Genomic DNA, 18,373 nt, shown 5'->3' on the forward strand with positions numbered 1-18,373 from the left:
TTCCTTGTGTCCGGATTACCGGACGGCGGCCCATAGACGCAAGGCCTGAGCCGTCTCGGCCACGTCATGTACCCGCACAATCTGCACGCCCTGTGATATTCCCGCCAGAGCAACCGCGATTGATCCCGGCGCGCGGGCATCCTTGCGCGACTCTTTGCCGATCTCGCCAATGAACCCTTTGCGCGAAACGCCTAACAGGATTGGGCAGCCCAACCCGTGGAACAGGCTGAGATTACGCAAAAGGGTTAGGTTGTGGTCCGTGTCTTTGCCAAACCCGATGCCGGGATCGACGATAATCAGATCACGGTTCAGGCCCAGCCCTACCAATTCAGTGATTTGCCCATCTAGGAAATCGTAAACGTCCAATAAAACGTCGTCATATTGCGGGTCATCCTGCATCGTGGCCGGATCACCCTGCATATGCATTACGCAGACCGGAGCCTCGATCTGTGCGCAATATGGCGCAAGTTGCGGATCGAAAGTGAACCCAGACACATCATTGATCAACCCCGCTCCAGCCTGATGCGCAACTTTGGCAACGCTGGCTTTACGAGTATCGATCGAGATTAACGCATCGGTTTCGGAGCGGATCGCCTCGATCAGGGGGCGCGTACGCGCAATTTCTTCGTCCTCCGGCACGAAATCAGCTCCGGGGCGTGTGGATTCGCCGCCGATATCCAGAATGCTTGTACCATTCGCCACCATCTCGACCGCAGCGGTGCGCGCTGTGTCAATCGAGTTATGCACCCCTCCATCCGAGAAGCTATCGGGCGTCGCGTTTAGAATGCCCATGATCTGAGGCTGCGCCATATCAAGCCCGGCTATCGCGGTGCGCGGGCGGACAAATCGAACCAGATGTTCCTCTGGAATATCAGAGACATCCACGACCTTCTTGATTTTCCCGCGTTCGATCTTTTCGGCTTGTGTAAACCACAGCTTCTGACCTGCCAATGACATCGCTCCGTCAGGACGAAGGTCACCGTGCTGAACCAAAGGACGGTAGTAGACGGTCACAGTTGCGCCTGTTCGACCGGAATTGCACGCAACGGCGTTTTAGGGGCCTCGGGAAGGTCTCCGCCGATCACCAGCATTTCGCTGGCTTCAAATGTTGCCGCGAACCACGCAGCAAGCGCCACTGCATCCGACGGTGCCGCAGACGGGCCATCTACCGCATCCAACACTACTTTCGACGGCGCCCAAACGCATATCTGACCGTTTTTCATCGCCCAATCCAACTCGGTCCGTGTCGAGACGACTACGCAACGGAAATCCCTTGCGGCCAACACCCAGGCGTTCTGCTCGATCGCCAGCAGATCAATCCTGCGTTGCGTCATGGCATGGCCAGTCTGCGACACCGCCAGATCAGAGGCACCAACACACAAGATCAGCGGGCGTTGCCGGTTCTCGAGCTGATCGATCCAACCAGCCAGGTTTTCGGATTCAATCGCGGCATTTGACAGGAAAACAAGCCGTGGATGAGGCCGCTCTTCTTCGGTCACGTCGTGATGCACCGCATCCTTTCCGCGGACGATCTCGACTCCCAGCGCACCGGGGCCACGATCCAATTTTTCAATTCGAACAAAGGCTCTTACGGCTTGAGGCTCAAGCAATATTCGCTCAGCCACACGGTCAGCCAGTGTTTCCAGAAGATTCAATCGCTCAGCCGCCAGCTCGAACGCTATCGCTTCGGTCACTCTGTCGTATGACAGGATGCGATCCACATCATCATCAATAGGATCACTAAGCGGGCGCACTTCCACGACGATGTTGAAACAGATACGTTGGGTTGTGCCACGTTCAGCCTGAAAGGCACCGATCTCAACTTCGACAATGTGATCCCGCAAAGAAATACGATCCAAAGGGCCGCGAGGTGCGGTTGCCTCGGACCGCTCAGAGGGATGCGCGAAGGCAAGGCGGATTTCAGAGCTCATACGTCGGACCTTTTCGGGCTCGGTGGACTGATCAGCCCACTTTAGGCGTTTCGCGGGCGTATAGCACCGTAACATGCGCCTTTCCAGCTATCGATTGCGGCGTTACGTGACCCGAAACCAGCTCATCATTCCCGATGCCGCATGGCCTAGCATGTGACAATGCAACAGCCAGTTGCCTGGATTGTCGGCGACAAGCGCCACCTGCCGCACCTGCCCACGCTCGACCAGAACAGTGTCACGCCAAGGCCCCAGCGTACCATCCTGCAAGATTATGCGGAAATGGTGCCCATGCAGATGCATGGCATGTGGAAATGCCGTTTCATTTGCAAATTCAATCCGATGAACCGATCCTAATCGCACATCCAGAAACGGATCATCCGGCCGCTCTGCATATCCGTTCAATGCCCAGAATCGCCCAAGCTGTGCCAACTCACGACCTGAAAGCTCCGTATCGCCCAAGTTGGCGCTCTCCAGCCAGCGCATTGCCCCACCTTGCATCGTCATACGATGCACCGGAGAGTCCTTCAGTGTAATTTCGGGCATACGATTTGCCGGTAACGGATCAATTTTAGTGCGCGCAACACGTGAGGGAACTCCTAACACTTCAAACTTGGCCAATCCGTATGCGCCATCCCGCTCCACGCTAACAATGCTAGCCGCCTGGCCCGAGTTCGCCAAAACATCAACGATCAGGTCGGCTCGCTGCGCGGGCGCCAATGGGAAACTGTTTTTAACCCGCAATGGAACCTCAAGCGGCATACCGTCAAGCGCCACGATCCAGCCGGCGAGCCCGTCAAGCGTGACGTCGAATACCCGGGCATTCGCCGCATTGATCAACCGTAAGCGTAATCGTTCATACGTCTGTACCGGATATGAAGGGTCAAACTTTCCGTTCACCGTTACAAGGTTGCCCAGCCGACCCGCATGGCTCAGATCATGACCATTGTCGAAATCGCCTGAAATCTCTGCGCTTTCGGGGTCAAGGCGCCAATCGTCCAGCATCAGGGTCAGGTCTTGATCAACATCGGGTCCGCTGGCCTCTTCGACGATCAAAGGGCCATAAAGCCCTCGCGCGACCTGCTCCATAGATTGATTATGCGCGTGGTACCAATAGGTCCCTGCATCCGGCACCTCGAAATCATAGTCAAAACTAGCCTTCGGCTGCACAACCTCCTGCGTCAGACCGGGCACTCCATCCATCGCATTGTCAATCCGGATGCCATGCCAGTGAACAGTCGTTGGTTGGGGCAGCATGTTAACAAGCTTGCGACGCACCCGGGCGCCCTGTGGAACACGGATTTCGCTACCCGGAACACCACCGCCGTAACTCCAGATCGGAGTTTCCGGATACCCTTGGGGCGCGATCTGCTGCATGGAAGTCTGTGCCACCAACTCGGAGGCTGATGCCATCGCCACGCGTGGCATCATCGACAAGGCCAAGGTCGATTGTAGAAACTGTCGGCGTGATATGGTCATTACGAGCCTCCTGGCTCGCAACATAGTCGGTAAAACGCCTGGGGCCAGCACCCTTCCAGCGCTGGTGCGTCAATCAGTTGCTGGCAGTGCGATAGTTGTGCTTGTAGAAAATATGCACACCAATCCGCGCAGTTTCCTTGTAAACCCGTGACCAGGACGGGCGAACTGCCTTGGTGTGATAGTGTGTAGCACCCGCTGTCATCTCTTCAGCAACGCCATCAATCGCCGCACGGGCAACCTTGGCGACACGCTCGTAAGCACGCTTTTCGTGGATGACCTCTTTGTGGCCATCGCAGGTGTAAGTAAACTGGCACTGATACTTCTTACCGGTTCCCTGCTTGATCACACCACAAAGCGAATTCGGAAAGCGTCCGCTTTCGACGCGGTTCATGATCACTTCGGCTACGGCAAATTGCCCGCGTACGCTTTCACCACGGGCTTCGAAATACAGCGCCTCTGCAAGACAACGGAAATGTTCATCTCCGTTTGCGTTGGGCTGCTGATCCAACCAACCTTTGGTGTAAGAGATTTCAACCTTTTCTGGTGCCTTACGCGGCTTGAACAGCGTAAGATAGTCGCGAAAGTTCTGCGCTGGCAGCTCGTTCCGGGCAACCAGTTCAACAGGTTTTTCATCGTTCTGCCGTTCGGCGAACAACAAACTTGGCAGCACGGCTGCGGCCCCCACGGCGACAGCCATTATGTAGCGTCTCATCAGATAACCTCGCACAGGCACAAACGCGCCATACCCTCCCCCGGCGGGCGCGACGAGGCACATACTCCACTTCGAGGCAGAGGTCCAGTTTTCAAGTAGATGCAAGTAAAAAATCGCCTACGCCAACGATTTTCATCGACAGCGAGGCAATTACTTCGCCACTATTTCTAGGTAGTGGACAGTTAGTCAACCCCCAAGTTTGGACGAAATCGCCAGTTGAGCGGCAGACAGCCTAGCGACCGGAACTCGGAAGGGAGAGCAGGACACGTAGTCAAACCCCAAAGCTCGGCAGATTGCGATTGATTCGGGGTTACCACCATGTTCGCCACATACTGAAAGCGTAACGTCTGGCTGAGCTTCCCGACCACGTTCGGCCCCAAGCTTCAGCAATTCGCCAACCCCGTCCCCATCAAGAACGTGGAACGGATCTTCATTGAAGACCCCCAAATTCACGTAAGCCGACATGAACCGCCCCGCATCGTCGCGCGACAATCCATAGGTCATCTGAGTCAAATCGTTGGTTCCAAAGCTGAGAAAGGCGGAATGCGGGGCAATCTCATTCGCGCGCAGACAGGCCCGGGGCGTTTCCACCATCACGCCCAGCCGATAATCGAATTCCTGCCCTTGCTCCGAGGCAACCTCGGCCGCGACCGTATCGATCCGGGTTTTAACCAGCTCGACCTCGCGCTTGGCCGAAACCAGCGGGATCATCACCTCGGGCACCACGGGTGCGCCTTCCTTGCTGGCCTCCAACGTTGCTTCGAAGATCGCGCGCGCCTGCATGTCGTAGATTTCGGGTACAGTCACGCCCAGACGTACGCCACGCAGCCCCAGCATGGGGTTGTATTCGCTCATCGCCTCGACCCGACGCTCGACATCCGAAACAGGCAAGTCCAGCGCCTCAGCCAGCTCTCTCTGTCCGCTACGGGTTGTGGGCAGGAATTCATGCAACGGCGGATCGAACAGGCGGATGCAAACCGGCTGCCCCTCCATGATCCGAAACAGCTGTACAAAATCCTGCCGCTGCATCGGCAGTAGGCGTTCCAACACCGCAGCGCGCCCCGATGGCGTTTGCGCAAAAATCATCTCACGCATCACGGTCAGACGACCCGGATCAAAGAACATGTGCTCCGTCCGGCAAAGCCCGATCCCTTCTGCTTGAAAATTCCGCGCAGTCTGTGCATCGGCAGGCGTATCGGCATTCGCGCGGATCGCAATGTCCCGCTCGGCGTCGGCCCAGCCCATCAAGGTTTGAAAGCAATCATCCAAGGCTGCCTCAAGCATTTCGGGCTGGCCTGCCAGAACCTGCCCGGATGTGCCGTCGATGGTCAGAATGTCACCTGTTTTGAACACCCGCCCATCCGGAGCGTTCAGCAGCTTTTTCTTGGTTTGAAACCGCATTTCGGACGCGCCGACAATACAAGGCAGCCCCAAACCTCGGCCGATCACTGCCGCATGGCTGGTAATCCCGCCCTTTTCGGTCAACACCGCAACCGAGGCATGCATTCCCCGCACATCCTCGGGCGAAGTTTCACGGCGCACAAGAATACAAGGTTCACCCCGCGCAGCGCTGGCCTGAGCTTCGGCCGCGGTGAATACGATCCGACCTGTCGCAGCGCCCGGGCTTGCGGCGATGGCCGTGGCCAGAACATCACGTTCAGCGTCTGGGTGAACCTGACGGTGCAGCAGTTCATTCAGCGAGTGCGGGTCGATGCGCATCACAGCCTCTTGCGGCGGGATGATCCCGTCCTCCGCCAAACGCACCGCAATCCGCATGCCTGCTCGCGATCCGCGTGGTACCCGGACACCATCCAGAATATGTACCTGCCCGTTCTGAACGACAAACTCGACCTGCATCTCTTCGCGCAGCTTCTCTCGCATTAAGGCAGCATTGGCTTTGAGATCCGCGAAAGCTTCGGGAGCCACGTCTTCCAGTGATGGTCCGCGCTCGTCCTTCTCAAGATACAGCGCAGCAACGCCTTCGCCGAGCGCATCTCGCCCCTGGCTCTGGCTCAGATACCGCCCAGTGATCTGAGGCATGCCCGTTGCCGGATCAATCAGTTGCAGTACACCCGAGCCACATTCGCCTTGCCCCACGCCCGGGATCATTTCCTGAATCACCAGTCCAAGCCCGGCATCTGCGGGTGCCCCTTTGGCCTGTCGCAGCAACCGGGCCGAGGTTCCATCCCACGCCCGTGCCATCGACCGCAAGACACCGATCAACTGCTCACCCCGATCCTGGGGGAAGACCTCGTCGGTCTCATCTTCATACGCGCGCAGAGACAAGCTCAGCCCTTCGCGACCATCCGTCTCGATATCATCGAATACATCCGGGTCCAGACGGGCCACATGCAGCGCGTAGCTCTGCACGAACCGAAGATAGAGCGCCGCCGCCGCATCTGCGCCCATATCCGCCGATCGGTCGAGATAACGTGCATCATTCATACCGATGTTCAGCACTGCGCCCGGGCCACCCCAATCGGGGTCTTCTGAACTAGGCCGTACACACAGCAGCGCCTCGGCATCGAATTGTTCCAGAATGGCGGCAATGTCAGGAACTTGACCTTCCGCGATGCGCTGCACCGCGTCAAAAGACAGCGCCACCGTGCGCGGCACCGGCATGTCCAGCCGAACCAGTCGTTGCAGGCACTTCGCCCGGCCGCCATGGGTATTGGCGGCAACGGGCGCTTTCGGAGTGATAAGCGTAGTATGCGGATTATTCTGCACTGCGGCACCTTTTGGTTTGCCCGCAGCATAAGGCCCTGCGCCCATGGCGCAAGGGCGTTATCCCTCGATACGGGTCAGATCAGCGACGCTGGAACAGACCTTGCGGATCTGGCTCAGCAGGTTCAGACGGTTGCGACGCAGGATGTCATTGTCGGTGTTGACCTGCACATCCTCAAAGAACGCATCCACCGGCCCGCGCAGTTCGGCCATTGCCGCCATCGCTACCGGGAAATCCTCCACCTTCAGCGCAGGATCGATCTTAGCTTCCGCCGCGTCGAGTGCTGCAAACAGAGCCTTCTCGCTGTCGGTTTCGGCAAATTTCACATCCGCGCCGTAGGAGTATTCCACCCCATCCTTCTCTTCCGCCTGAGACAAGATATTGTTGGCCCGCTTGAACCCCTGCACGAGGTTCTCTCCATCCTCGGTCGCAATCACCGCGTTCAGAGCACGCGCACGTTTGACCAACAGGTTGAGGTCGTCATTCCCCTCCATCGCGATACAGGCGTCGATGACATCATGGCGGATGCCTTCGTCTCGGAGGAAGACTTTGAGGCGGTCGTGGAAGAAAGAAAGGAGATCGTCAGACGCGTCAGGAACCTTTTTCTCAAGCTCAAGAAATGCTGTTGCGGGCAGTCCTTCAAGCTTTTCTTTGACAGTCTGGAATGACGCACCAAAGACACCATGTTCTGCGATTTCTTCCAAGAGATCGCGGACATTCGTTTCGGGCAAGGCGTCATTGATAGCGCTTTCTGCTCGAACCAGTTGGCTATCGAAGAAACGGTCCGACCGAAGACGCAGATCGTTATTCACAATTAGTCGAATTACCCCTAATGCCGAACGACGCAACGCAAACGGATCTTTCGAGCCAGTCGGCTTCTCATCAATCGCCCAGAATCCGGTCAGCGTGTCCAACTTGTCGGCCAGTGCCACGGTCACCGACAGCGGCGCGGTTGGCACATCGTCCGATGGCCCCAGCGGCGAATAATGTTCCTGCGCCACGGCGGCCACTGCGGCATCCTCGCCTGCCGCTTCGATGTAATACCGCCCCATAAGCCCCTGAAGTTCAGGGAATTCATAGACCATTTCGGAGTTCAAATCAGCCTTGGCCAAACGCGCGGCTTTCTCAGCCTGATCGGCATCCGCTCCGGTTACCGGAGCCAGTTCGCGGGCCAGTGCGGCGATGCGGTCGATCCGCTCGGCCTGTGTACCCAGCTTGTTTTGGAAGGTCACATTCTCCAGCGCGCGGGTCCATTGGGCGATGTCCGACTTGGCAACGCGCAGATCGTTCTCCCAAAAGAATTTCGCATCGGCCAGACGCGCCGATAGAACCTTCTGGTTCCCTGCCAGAATGGTCGCGCCATTATCGGCGGTTTCGCGGTTGGCGACGGTGATGAACCGTTCAATCCGTCCCGTTTTGGGGTTCTTCACGGAAAAGAACTTCTGATGTTCCTTCATCGAGGTCTGCAGCACCTCGGGCGGCAGTTCGAGAAACTCCTCGTCGATCTGCCCCATCAGCACCACGGGCCATTCGACCAGACCGGCCACCTCGGCCAGCAGACCCTTGTCGTCGACGACTTCCAGACCGGCGGCAAAAGCCATGTTCTGAGCATCGTTCCAGATATGCTCGACACGCTCTTCGGGCGACAGCACCACAAAGGCGCGTTTCAGCTTGGCGGCGTAATCCTCGAACGAGGTCACAGAAAACAGGTTCGGGGCCATGAAACGGTGGCCCTCAGTCGTGTCACCGGATGTGATCCCCTCGACCTCAAGCGGCACGATCTGCGCGCCTGCCTCATCTGTCAGGATACACAGGATCGAGTGCAAAGGCCGTACCCACCGCATCGATCCAGCCCCCCAGCGCATCGATTTGGGCCAGGGGAAGTTTCGAATGGTAGCTTCCAAAACCTCGGCGATGATTTCAGCCGCCGGGCGACCCGCCTTTTCGATGGTGGCGAAATAGACTGCGCCTTTGGGCGTGTCGCGCTCTTCCAATTGATCTCGGGTCAGGCCCGCGCCGCGCAGGAAACCCTCGATGGCTTTGTCCGGCGCGCCGACCTTGGGCCCCTTGCGCTCTTCCCGGATCGTGGGGCTTTCCGCCAGCAGGCCCTCAACCGCCAGTGTCAGACGACGCGGCGTAGTTAGCGCAGCGGCAGAGGCATATGTCAGACCGCCCTCGACCAGACCATCGGTTATCCGCTTTTTCAGATCCTCACCGGCGCGGGCTTGCATCCGCGCGGGGATCTCTTCGGAGAACAGTTCGATCAGCAGGTCGGGCATAGTCGGTCCTTAGAAATTTACAATCGTCTGGATGACGATGGCATTGGCGATATCCACAAAGAATGCGGATACAAGGGGCAGCACGATAAAGGCAATAGGCGACGGGCCATATCGCTTGGTTACGGCGGTCATATTTGCGATAGCGGTCGGGGTTGCGCCCAGAGCGAAGCCTCCGAACCCGGCGGCCAGAACGGCGGCGCGGTAGTTCGATCCCATCAGCGGGAACAGAACCCAGATCACGAACACCACGGCAAACAGGGTTTGCGCTGTCATGATCACCGCAATCGCGAGGCCCAGCTCGGCGATGGTCCACAGCTGCAGGCTCATCAGTGACATCGCCAGAAACGCCCCCAGCGCAAATTCCGAGATCAGCGCCAGCGAGGGCGTACGCGATACCGGCGGTGCATTCGGAGCAATCGCGGAGCGCAGGTTTGCAATGACAATGCCCATGATCAGGCAGGGCACGAACAAGGGCAGCTTCAGCCCGGCGGCGGTAATCGCCTCACTCAGGATGTAACCCGAGATGATCGCAAGGTTTAGGTGCAGGAGCACGCGCATGATTGTCAGATGATCAATCTCGGACTTCGGGTCGACCTCATTGGGCAGACCCACCGTATGCTCTTCCCCCGGCCGTTCGGGGCTGAGCTTGCGCCCCTCGATCAGCAGTCGCGCAATCGGCCCACCGACCAAGGCGGCCAGCACCAGGCCCAATGTGGCCACGGCCACACCCAGCTCGGTTGCGCCACTCAGCCCGGTGGCTTCCGCAACTTCGGGTGCCCAGGCGATCGCGGTCCCGTGCCCTCCGATCAGCGCAGCAGACCCGAATAGCACCCCGGCTTGCGCCGGATATCCGAACATCACGGCCCCCGCAGCGCCGATCACATTCTGCGCGACGATGGTTAGAAGCGTCAAAATCAGAAGCAATAGCAATGGCTTGCCGCCCGCGATCAAATCGGACAGACGGGCGTTCAGACCAATCCCGGCAAAGAACAGAACCAATAGGAAATCTCGCGCGGTCAAGCCAAATGACAGCTCAATGCCAAATCCAAGATACAGAGCCAACACCACCAGCGAGGCCAAAAGGCCCCCGGTCACAGGCTCGGGGATGTTGAAGCTGCGCAAGGGCGCAACGCGGGCGTTAATCTCGGCCCCCAACAGGTAAACCGCAAAGCCCAGCGTTGCGGTCAGGAACTCCGGAATTTCAACAACCGTACCCATCTGCGTCAACCCTCGGGTCTGGGTGGGCATTCCTCGCCCACAACCGTGCCGTCATAAGCCTTTTCACCGCAATTGTTCAGTGCGTGCCAGATGTAGCCTTTACCATCTTGTGTAATTGCGACGATCTGATCGACACCATAATGGATGTTCTTGGCGCCCATGAAGGCCTGCGCCTGCCCTGTTTTCAACGCATCGGCAAGCGCAACCGCGTCGTAGCAGTCAAACCATCCCGGCGCAGTCAATGGCTCGGGGTTCTCGACAGGGATGAAATCCACCATCTGATCCGGCATCATCTCAGTTTCGAAACAGGCCCTATACCGGATCGGAGAGCTGTCGGCGTCAATGGCCTGGAACGCAGTATAAGCGATGGGTTCGGGCGCCTCGGCCCCTCGCGCCAGCAATACCACATCCTGGCCCGGGCGTGGCTCGATTTCATAATAGAACCCATAGACCTGCAGATAATACATCCCGGCCCCTGCCAGAACGGCAGAAATCACAAGGATCAGCGCAAGCAGTTTTCCAGTCATCGTTTACGCCGCCTCTTTCAAGTTCACAGAAAATAGGACAGGTTTCAAACTAGTACGAGCAGAAACGAGGCTACACGCATGGAAACCACCCTTGCCGTCGGATTTTTCGGCGCGCTGTTCGCGATCATGAATCCGATCACCAACCTGCCTGTGTTCCTGAGTGTTACGCAAGACCTGCCCGTTTCGGATCAACGCAAAGTGGCTGTGAAAACCGCGCTCTACTGCTTGATCCTTGGTGGAGCCTTCGCCGCAATTGGCAGTCAAGCGCTTGGGCTGTTTGGCATCAGTGTCGATGACCTGCGTGTCGCCGGTGGCCTTGTCGTCCTGATGATCGGGCTGAACATGCTGAACGGAAACGAAAGCAGCTCGCACCATGGGACCGACGGAGAAAAGAAATCCTACCCGGCCCCCGAGACGGTTGCCTTCTATCCCTTGGCCTTTCCGATACTGGTCGGCCCCGGCACGATCACGACCTTGATCCTCTACGCGCATCACATCAAGACACCGGTCGAAGCCATTGTCTATGCAGGTGTATTTCTGTTTGTCGTCGCTTTGCTGCTGGGTACATTCTGGAACGCCTCGGCGCTGGCTAAGCGGCTGTCGGACAATGCCCGCGTGATCATGAGCCGCTTCATGGGCATGATCCTTGCGGCCATCGCAATCAGCATGATCGCAGACGGCCTGAAGGCGTTGTTGCCCGGTCTGGCCTAGGCGTTGCATAAAACCTCGAACCCGGCGGCCTCGGTCTGCACGAACGCATCGGCGCATTGCTTGGCCAATGCGCGGACGCGACCGATATAGGCCTGCCGTTCGGTCACCGAGATCACGCCTCGCGCGTCAAGCAGATTGAAAATGTGGCTGGCCTTGATGCACTGATCGTATGCAGGATGCGCCATGATGATGCGCTTGCCCGTCTTCGGGTCATCATGTTCCTGCGCCAGAATGGACGCGCATTCGGCCTCGGCCTCTTCGAAGTGGCGCAGCAGGACCTCGGTATTGGCCACATCAAAGTTCCAGCGGGCGTATTCCTCTTCGGTCTGCTTGAAGATGTCGCCATAAGTTAGCGGACTGGGTGATTGCGGATCGTTGAACGGCATATCCATCACATGATCGATGCCCAGTACATACATCGCCAAACGTTCCAGACCATAGGTCAACTCGCCCGAAACCGGCGTACAGTCGTGGCCCCCGACCTGCTGGAAATAGGTGAACTGGCTGACTTCCATGCCATCACACCAAACTTCCCAGCCCAGTCCCCACGCGCCCAGAGTAGGGCTTTCCCAGTCATCCTCGACGAACCTGATATCATGCAGATCCATGTCGATACCGATGGCCTCAAGGCTGCCCAGATACAGCTCTTGCAGATCCGGCGGGCTGGGTTTGATCAACACCTGATACTGATAGTAATGCTGCAACCGGTTTGGGTTTTCGCCATAGCGCCCGTCCGTCGGGCGGCGTGAGGGTTGAACGTAGGCCGCGGCCCAAGCCTTGGATCCCAGCGCGCGCAGGGTGGTTGCCGGATGGAACGTACCCGCGCCAACCTCCATGTCATAGGGCTGCAGGATCGCACAGCCTTTCGACGCCCAATAGGTCTGAAGCCGCAGGATAATCTCCTGAAATGAACGAGGAGTGCTTTTGGGTTCGGTCATGACATTTCCCTTGGACGCCATTTGCGCCGTGTTTCAGTGGGTTTGGCCCTTCCTATGCAAGCCACCAAGGGGCGTCAACGGGCCAAACGGCACTGGCTGTCGCTGAGCAGCCACACCCAGAATTCCCCGTATTCCGGGCATGGCCATCGGGTCGCGATTCCGCGTACTCTGCGGCAAAGTGAAAACACTGCATAAAACGGGCAGACAATGACACGCGTATTTACGGTAATTACATTCTTTCTCTTCTTCGGTCTTCGCGCCGCTTTCGCCCAACAAGACGCCGGCGTTTGGATTCAGATTGAGGCACAGCCCTCGCTTCGCGAAGCGCAGGAGCGTGCTCAGGCTTACGCAAACGCCCTGCCAGATGTGAACGGGTTTCGCCTAAACTCGGGCTGGTATGCCATTGTAATCGGGCCATATCTTCGCGATGACGCCGAGCAGGTATTGCGAGTCTACCGGGCTGAACGCCAGATACCGTCAGACAGTTTCATCGCTTTCTCCAATGCGCTGGCTCAGCAATTCTGGCCTGTTGGAGCCAACATTCTTGAACGGGGGGTGATCAACGCACCCGTACAGCCGGAACAGCAACCAGAACAGCCAGCGATTGGTTTAAGCTTGCAGGACGCAGACGAAACGCGTTCGGAAGCCTTGCAGGGTGAACGCCTGCTGACGGCTCAGGAACGCAAGGACCTGCAGACTGCGCTGCAGGCGGCCGGGTTCTACAACTCGACCATCGACGGTGCGTTTGGTCAGGGTACCCGTCGCTCGATGAGCGATTGGCAAAGCTTCAACGGGTTTGAGGCAACTGGCGTTCTGACCACATTGCAGCGCAAGACGCTGATGGACGACTACAACGCACCGCTGATCAGCGTCGGCATGGCGCGATATTCCGACGTTCAAGCCGGGATCGAGTTGGACATGCCTCTGGGCGTGTTAGCATTTGACCGCTATGAAGCCCCCTTTGCGCATTTCAAACCCGCTTCGGATTTGGACGCCCAAGCGCTGTTGATCAGCCAGGAAGGTTCACCCGCCACCCTTCGGGCGCTGTATCAAGTGATGCAATCGCTTGAGATTGTTCCGCTTGATGGCGAACGCGCCTTACGCGGTAACAGTTTTACGATAGAGGGGCGCAGCCAGGGAATAATCTCGTACACTCAGGCGGCCTTGAAGGACGGGAAGATCAAGGGATTCACTCTGGTTTGGCCTGAAGGCGATGAAGCGCGACGCGCCCGCGTTATGGCCGCAATGCGCGCTAGCTTCACCCCCACGGATGCGGTGCTCGATGCCAGTGCCGGGGCGGAGGCCGAACAACGCATTGATCTGGTCTCGGGTCTTCAGGTCCGCAAACCGCGACTGTCACGATCCGGATTCTACGCCGATAACAACGGGACAGTCCTGACTGTTTCGGAGGCTTCCGACAGCTGTAACCGCATCACTCTGGACGGTGGTCAGGATGTTCAGGTCGCATGGCAAGACGCTGATCTTGGCGTTTCCGTTCTGCGCCCCAGCCAGACATTGGCCCCAATCAGCGTCGCCGAATTCCAATCAGACCAACCTCGCATTCAGTCTCAGGTTGTGGTTTCGGGCTTTTCTTACGAAGGCGCTTTGGGCGCCCCCACCCTGACCTTTGGCGAGATCGCCGATATTCGTGGCTTGAACGGCGAAGATGGCGTCAAACGTTTGGCGCTGGCCGCGCAGCCCGGGGATGCGGGCGGGCCGGTCTTTGATGACAGCGGCAACGTGGTCGGCATGCTGCTACCCACCCCATCTGAGGGGCGCACCCTGCCCGACTCGGTTAGCCTTGCGGCAAATGTCGATCGCCTGACAGAAGTCCTGAACAAGGCGGGTGTTTCCGGCCAAACCGCACAAAACTCGACCCAGATCTCACCAAACGAGCTAAGCCGCCGGGCCAGTGGAATGACTGTATTAGTTCATTGCTGGGACTGAATATCTGACATCACTGAAAAGGCGCTGGACCGAGGTGCAGCGCCTTTTTTTATGCCTCACAGAATTTCCGGCGTAATTCTGATCAGAGTTGGGCCGTTAGCAGTAAACGCCTTGCGAACTGCCGCCTGCATCTCATCCAGATTACCCGGTTCTGCCGATCGGGCCCCGAAGGCCTCGGCCAGTTTGCAGAAATCCGGATTGCGCGCGATCACGGCGTTGGGCGCGATCTGACTGCGCACCATGCTGTCTTCGATCGCTTTTAGCTTGCCATTGTCCCACAGAATAGTGGGCAGAGGCAGGCCCAACTCCACTGCGACGCCAAGCTCTTGCATCGTGTAGTGGAAACCATAGTCGCCCGCGATCACCGCTGTGGGTTTTCCACGTCGCGCCATGGCACCACCGATGCCTGCGGGCAGAGCATATCCCAGTGTGCCGAACCCAGTTGGGTGATGCCAGTGATAAGGATAATGCATGTCCCAGATCTCTTTCGAGACATAAGCGAACTGCGTCATATCCGAATAGATCATCGTCTCGACCGGCATCGCCTCGCGCAGCGCGTCGGACACCTGAACGATGCCCGGTAGTTCGGCGTTGATTTCCGCACGCCAGCGCGCGCGTGCCTCACTTACTTCATCCTGAGACCATCCGCCTGCCGGTTGAACCTTTTCGACGGATTGCCACAACGCATATGCGAAGCTTTCGCCATCAGCCTGAATCTTGACTGTCGCCCTATGGTGGTCGGACAACACTTCGGGGTCGAGATCAACGCGTACCAGCTGGGCGGAATGGCCCAATCGATCACGCCACAAATCAACCTCTCCCAGCTCTGCCCCGACAACAACAACAAGATCGGCCGAGGCGATGGCCTCGGCGCTGCCCGGACGAGGCAACATCGATCCGAAATCCAGCGGATAGTTGGCCCCAACAAGCCCTCGTCCGGCAAATGTGGTGAAACAGGCAGCACCTAGCTCCGTCAGGATCTGCCGCCACAGGTTGGAGCGGCTACCACCGCCTAGAATGAACAATGGCCGCTGCGCAATATTGAGCAAAGACAAAACAGGAGCGACGTCAGGCGGCAACGCCTTGGTACGCAAGGCGGGTTGGTTCGGGAATGGTGCCGGCTCAGCTTCAGCTTCCAGCTGAGCAATTGGGATCTGGATATGCTTGGGCCGTGGTCGCGACAACTCAAAGTCTTCGAACGCTCGTTCAACCAACAGATATGCGGCCTGAGCATCGTCTGCCTGGCAGGACCAGTCTGCCACGGTGTCCGCTGCGCCGCGTTGATCTTTCATCTGGTGCAACTGTCCACGCCGTGACTGAACATCGTCAAGGCAAGAGGACAACACCAGCATTGGAACTGAATCCGAATAGGCCTGGCCCATTGGCGTCATGATGTTGCACAGGCCAGGACCGGTGATCACATAAGCCACACCAGGCTTGCCAGAGGCGCGCGCGTATCCATCAGCCATGAACCCAGCGCCTTGTTCATGGCGCGCCAGTACATGCGTTATGCCAGCTTCTTCGATACCACGGTACATTTCCTGATTATGGACGCCGGGAATTCCAAAAATCACATCAACGCCGCGATCTTTCAACATGTGCGATATCTGCGCACCAAGCGGTCGCTTCATTAGTCTCTCCAGAATTGAACAGTAAATATTGCGTAAACGGCAAGCAGCTCTAGCCGCCCAACCAACATACCTACAATCAGCATCCATTTCGCGCTGTCGTTGAGTCCGGCAAAGTTTCCTGCAGGGCCGATCTGATCACCCAACCCAGGACCCACATTGGCCAGTGCAGTTGCGGCACCCGAAACCGAGGTGATAAAGTCCAGTCCAGTCAGTGCCAGAGCCCAGGACAGCACCCCCATCGAAAGCGCGAAGAACATAAAATAGCTCATGACCGAGGTCAGAACATCGCGCCCTATGGGTCGCCCGTCATATCGCGGCACGAACACACCATGCGGAGACCGGATGCGGCTGATCTGCGTTTTGATCGAGGCAAACAGCAACTGATAGCGGAACACTTTGATCGAACATGCGGTAGAGCCCGCACAACCGCCAATTAGGCCGATCAGGAAGAACAGCATGATCGGGAAGCTGCCCCAGCCCATATAATCAACGCTGGCATAGCCGGTACCCGAGATGATCGAAGTGATATTGAACAGCGACTCGCGGAAAGCTTGTTCCCAATGGTGTGGAAAGACCGATGTCAGGAATATCGACATGAGAACCACAAGAACCGCAATCGTTGCCAGAAATGCCCTGATCTGACTGTCTTGCCAAAGCGAACTCGTATTGCCGTTGGCAAATTGGACATAGCGTACGAATGGCAAGGCCGCGAGGATCATGAAAACGGCGGCGGCGTATTCAGCAGGTCCCGAAAAAGTCCCGAATGATGCATCATAGTTGGAGAACCCGCCCGTGGAAATCGTGGTCAGCGCATGGACCAGAGCGTCAAAGAAGCTCATCCCAAGACCGGCATATACGAGGATGCAGACCACTGTGAGAACGACATAGATCAGGGAAATCTGACCTGCAATTTCTTGTGCACGAGGAAGGATCTTCCCCATAGTTTCAAATCCTTCCGAGCGGAAGATCTGCATTCCGCCTACGCGCAGTTCGGGTAGGAAAACCATTGCGACAACGATGATGCCAATGCCACCCAGCCATTGCAGGACCCCCCGCCACAACAACAGGCCACGTGGCAGATCATCCAGCCCCGAGATCACAGTCGACCCGGTGGTGGTCAGCCCCGACATCGCCTCGAAATAAGCATCAACAAAGCGGAGCTCGGTCTCGCCGAATACAAAGGGTATGGCGCCAAAAACCGGCAACGCCACCCAGACGCCCGAAGTCAGCAAAAAGGTCTGACGGATCGTCAGACCTTCGCCCACCCCGTTCGAACAGCTCATCGCAAGAACGCTGCCGGTCAGCAGCGTGATGACCGCGCTTTCAAAGAAAACATGCCACTCGCCCCGCCCCTCGATCATGTCGACAAGCATGGGCAGCAGCATGGTCGCCCCTAGAATGGCGACCAGCAGGCCAATCACATATCCGACCGGGCGAAGATCCATCATGACGGGCAGCGTTGGCGCGCCAGCCCGACAGTGTCAAGCAGTTGATCCGACTTACGAGCCGGATTTTGTAGCTGCTGCGGGCATTGCGGGTGGCTTAGACGGTGTACGTGTCCGACGCGCGCCCGGTTCGGTCTGCCCTGCAGTTACCGCTGTGTTTTTCGAAGTGGTCACTTTTTCTGTTGCTGGCTTGGCCGGTGATGCTTTTGCAACGCCCGGTTTGGACACCGCGGATTTGGTAGGTGTCGATTTTGCGATTGCAGGCTTCGCTGGCGCAGGTTTTGCCGCCACCGGTTTTGCGGGCGAAGCCTGCACTGTTTTTGCCGCAGGTTTGGCTTTGGTTGACACAGAGTTGGCCGCCGCCTTGGGTGCAGCCTTAACCACCTGCGTTGGCTTGGGCGCAACTTTTGCCTTTGGAGCTGCTGCCGGTTTTGCAGTCGTTTCCGGCTTTGAAGACACCACGTTCGGTTTTGCCGCCGATTTTGCTCGTTTCGTGGTAGCTGGTTTAGTGGGCGCACCCTTCCGAGCTGCCGCTGCTGGTGCGTCAGTTTTGGACACTCCCTGCAACTGAGTCATCGGCAGCTCAAACGCCGCGCGGGTCATGATCTGCAGGACTTCCAACTGGCTGGCAATAACATAGCCTGCCGAACGTATGGCTGCCGCCTGATATTCTAATGATTGAGAAATCGGATTCATTGCATGTCTCTCCTGATAAAACCGAGGCAGCCGGAAAGAGAATAAGAGACCCCATCCGCCCCAATCACCCGGGCAGGTAGGCAGATTCGCGGTCCAAGGCGTCGCACGTCCCGGCTTCCTTTCGAGCTGCATTACCG

The 18,373-nt window shown here is 57.7% G+C and carries 14 protein-coding genes; 3 read left to right on the forward strand and 11 right to left on the reverse strand.

Translation table 11 applies throughout. The features are described from left to right. Positions 1-15 precede the first annotated feature (15 nt). From folP to ACR0IU_RS02725, 8 genes are all read right to left on the reverse strand, one after another. Positions 16-1,014, reverse strand: a complete 999-nt coding sequence (gene folP, locus ACR0IU_RS02690; protein ID WP_480715157.1) for a dihydropteroate synthase — start codon at positions 1,012-1,014, stop codon at positions 16-18. Beyond that, positions 1,011-1,931, reverse strand: coding sequence for a dihydroneopterin aldolase (locus ACR0IU_RS02695; RefSeq protein ID WP_170470864.1), 921 nt, complete (start codon positions 1,929-1,931; stop codon positions 1,011-1,013). The genes folP and ACR0IU_RS02695 overlap by 4 nt, the downstream gene beginning before the upstream one ends. A gap of 102 nt (positions 1,932-2,033) precedes the next feature. After that, complete coding sequence (locus ACR0IU_RS02700) at positions 2,034-3,407, reverse strand: multicopper oxidase family protein (RefSeq protein ID WP_480715158.1); 1,374 nt, start codon at positions 3,405-3,407, stop codon at positions 2,034-2,036. A gap of 73 nt (positions 3,408-3,480) precedes the next feature. Continuing rightward, the gene (locus ACR0IU_RS02705) at positions 3,481-4,119 is read right to left on the reverse strand and encodes a cell wall hydrolase (protein ID WP_029621754.1); all 639 of its coding nucleotides are present in this window, start codon (positions 4,117-4,119) and stop codon (positions 3,481-3,483) included. 186 nt (positions 4,120-4,305) lie between these two features. Beyond that, positions 4,306-6,891, reverse strand: a complete 2,586-nt coding sequence (locus ACR0IU_RS02710; protein WP_480715159.1) for a putative PEP-binding protein — start codon at positions 6,889-6,891, stop codon at positions 4,306-4,308. A gap of 12 nt (positions 6,892-6,903) precedes the next feature. Further along, positions 6,904-9,123 carry a glycine--tRNA ligase subunit beta gene (gene glyS, locus ACR0IU_RS02715; RefSeq protein WP_480715160.1) on the reverse strand — a complete coding sequence of 740 codons (2,220 nt, stop codon included), beginning with the start codon at positions 9,121-9,123 and terminating at the stop codon, positions 6,904-6,906. A 9-nt stretch (positions 9,124-9,132) separates the two neighbouring features. Then, positions 9,133-10,371, reverse strand: coding sequence for a sodium/glutamate symporter (gene gltS / locus ACR0IU_RS02720; protein WP_480715161.1), 1,239 nt, complete (start codon positions 10,369-10,371; stop codon positions 9,133-9,135). Next, on the reverse strand, positions 10,347-10,868 hold the full coding sequence (locus tag ACR0IU_RS02725) for a DUF6446 family protein (protein ID WP_480715162.1): 522 nt from the start codon (positions 10,866-10,868) through the stop codon (positions 10,347-10,349). The genes gltS and ACR0IU_RS02725 overlap by 25 nt, the downstream gene beginning before the upstream one ends. Before the next feature lie 78 nt (positions 10,869-10,946). Between ACR0IU_RS02725 and ACR0IU_RS02730 the strand changes: the two genes are divergently transcribed. Continuing rightward, entirely contained in the window at positions 10,947-11,579 is a 633-nt protein-coding gene (locus ACR0IU_RS02730; RefSeq protein WP_170583726.1) for a MarC family protein, read from the forward strand. Here the strand turns inward: ACR0IU_RS02730 and ACR0IU_RS02735 are convergent. Further along, positions 11,576-12,517: a glycine--tRNA ligase subunit alpha gene (locus ACR0IU_RS02735; RefSeq protein WP_480715163.1), complete on the reverse strand. Its 942-nt coding sequence runs from the start codon at positions 12,515-12,517 to the stop codon at positions 11,576-11,578. The two genes, ACR0IU_RS02730 and ACR0IU_RS02735, sit on opposite strands and share 4 nt — an antisense overlap. Positions 12,518-12,724: 207 nt before the next feature. Between ACR0IU_RS02735 and ACR0IU_RS02740 the strand changes: the two genes are divergently transcribed. Beyond that, on the forward strand, positions 12,725-14,464 hold the full coding sequence (locus tag ACR0IU_RS02740) for a serine protease (protein ID WP_480715164.1): 1,740 nt from the start codon (positions 12,725-12,727) through the stop codon (positions 14,462-14,464). Between the two features lie 56 nt (positions 14,465-14,520). On the opposite strand, the gene ACR0IU_RS02745 is transcribed toward ACR0IU_RS02740, so the two are convergent. Both ACR0IU_RS02745 and ACR0IU_RS02750 read right to left on the reverse strand, forming a co-directional pair. Continuing rightward, the gene (locus ACR0IU_RS02745; protein ID WP_480715165.1) at positions 14,521-16,095 is read right to left on the reverse strand and encodes a thiamine pyrophosphate-binding protein; all 1,575 of its coding nucleotides are present in this window, start codon (positions 16,093-16,095) and stop codon (positions 14,521-14,523) included. Further along, entirely contained in the window at positions 16,095-17,543 is a 1,449-nt protein-coding gene (locus ACR0IU_RS02750; protein WP_170779079.1) for a TrkH family potassium uptake protein, read from the reverse strand. Before ACR0IU_RS02750 ends, ACR0IU_RS02745 begins: the two co-directional genes overlap by 1 nt. Here ACR0IU_RS02750 and ACR0IU_RS02755 point away from each other — a divergent pair. Then, positions 17,542-18,111 (forward strand): hypothetical protein, encoded by a 570-nt coding sequence (locus ACR0IU_RS02755; protein WP_480715166.1) that lies wholly within the window; start codon positions 17,542-17,544, stop codon positions 18,109-18,111. The genes ACR0IU_RS02750 and ACR0IU_RS02755 overlap by 2 nt on opposite strands. The last annotated feature ends 262 nt before the right edge of the window (positions 18,112-18,373 follow it).

This window comes from Ruegeria sp. CL5 (genome assembly GCF_056536485.1).

Excerpts from the sequence above, each read along its gene's own strand:
- ACR0IU_RS02695 (WP_170470864.1), bottom strand. The coding sequence starts at position 1,931 with ATGAGCTCTGAAATCCGCCTTGCCTTCGCGCATCCCTCTGAGCGGTCC.
- ACR0IU_RS02700 (WP_480715158.1), bottom strand. The coding sequence starts at position 3,407 with ATGACCATATCACGCCGACAGTTTCTACAATCGACCTTGGCCTTGTCG.
- ACR0IU_RS02705 (WP_029621754.1), bottom strand. The coding sequence starts at position 4,119 with ATGAGACGCTACATAATGGCTGTCGCCGTGGGGGCCGCAGCCGTGCTG.
- ACR0IU_RS02710 (WP_480715159.1), bottom strand. The coding sequence starts at position 6,891 with ATGGGCGCAGGGCCTTATGCTGCGGGCAAACCAAAAGGTGCCGCAGTG.
- glyS (WP_480715160.1), bottom strand. The coding sequence starts at position 9,123 with ATGCCCGACCTGCTGATCGAACTGTTCTCCGAAGAGATCCCCGCGCGG.
- gltS (WP_480715161.1), bottom strand. The coding sequence starts at position 10,371 with ATGCCCACCCAGACCCGAGGGTTGACGCAGATGGGTACGGTTGTTGAA.
- ACR0IU_RS02725 (WP_480715162.1), bottom strand. The coding sequence starts at position 10,868 with ATGACTGGAAAACTGCTTGCGCTGATCCTTGTGATTTCTGCCGTTCTG.
- ACR0IU_RS02730 (WP_170583726.1), top strand. The coding sequence starts at position 10,947 with ATGGAAACCACCCTTGCCGTCGGATTTTTCGGCGCGCTGTTCGCGATC.
- ACR0IU_RS02735 (WP_480715163.1), bottom strand. The coding sequence starts at position 12,517 with ATGACCGAACCCAAAAGCACTCCTCGTTCATTTCAGGAGATTATCCTG.
- ACR0IU_RS02740 (WP_480715164.1), top strand. The coding sequence starts at position 12,725 with ATGACACGCGTATTTACGGTAATTACATTCTTTCTCTTCTTCGGTCTT.
- ACR0IU_RS02745 (WP_480715165.1), bottom strand. The coding sequence starts at position 16,095 with ATGAAGCGACCGCTTGGTGCGCAGATATCGCACATGTTGAAAGATCGC.
- ACR0IU_RS02755 (WP_480715166.1), top strand. The coding sequence starts at position 17,542 with ATGACGGGCAGCGTTGGCGCGCCAGCCCGACAGTGTCAAGCAGTTGAT.
- ACR0IU_RS02750 (WP_170779079.1), bottom strand. The coding sequence starts at position 17,543 with ATGATGGATCTTCGCCCGGTCGGATATGTGATTGGCCTGCTGGTCGCC.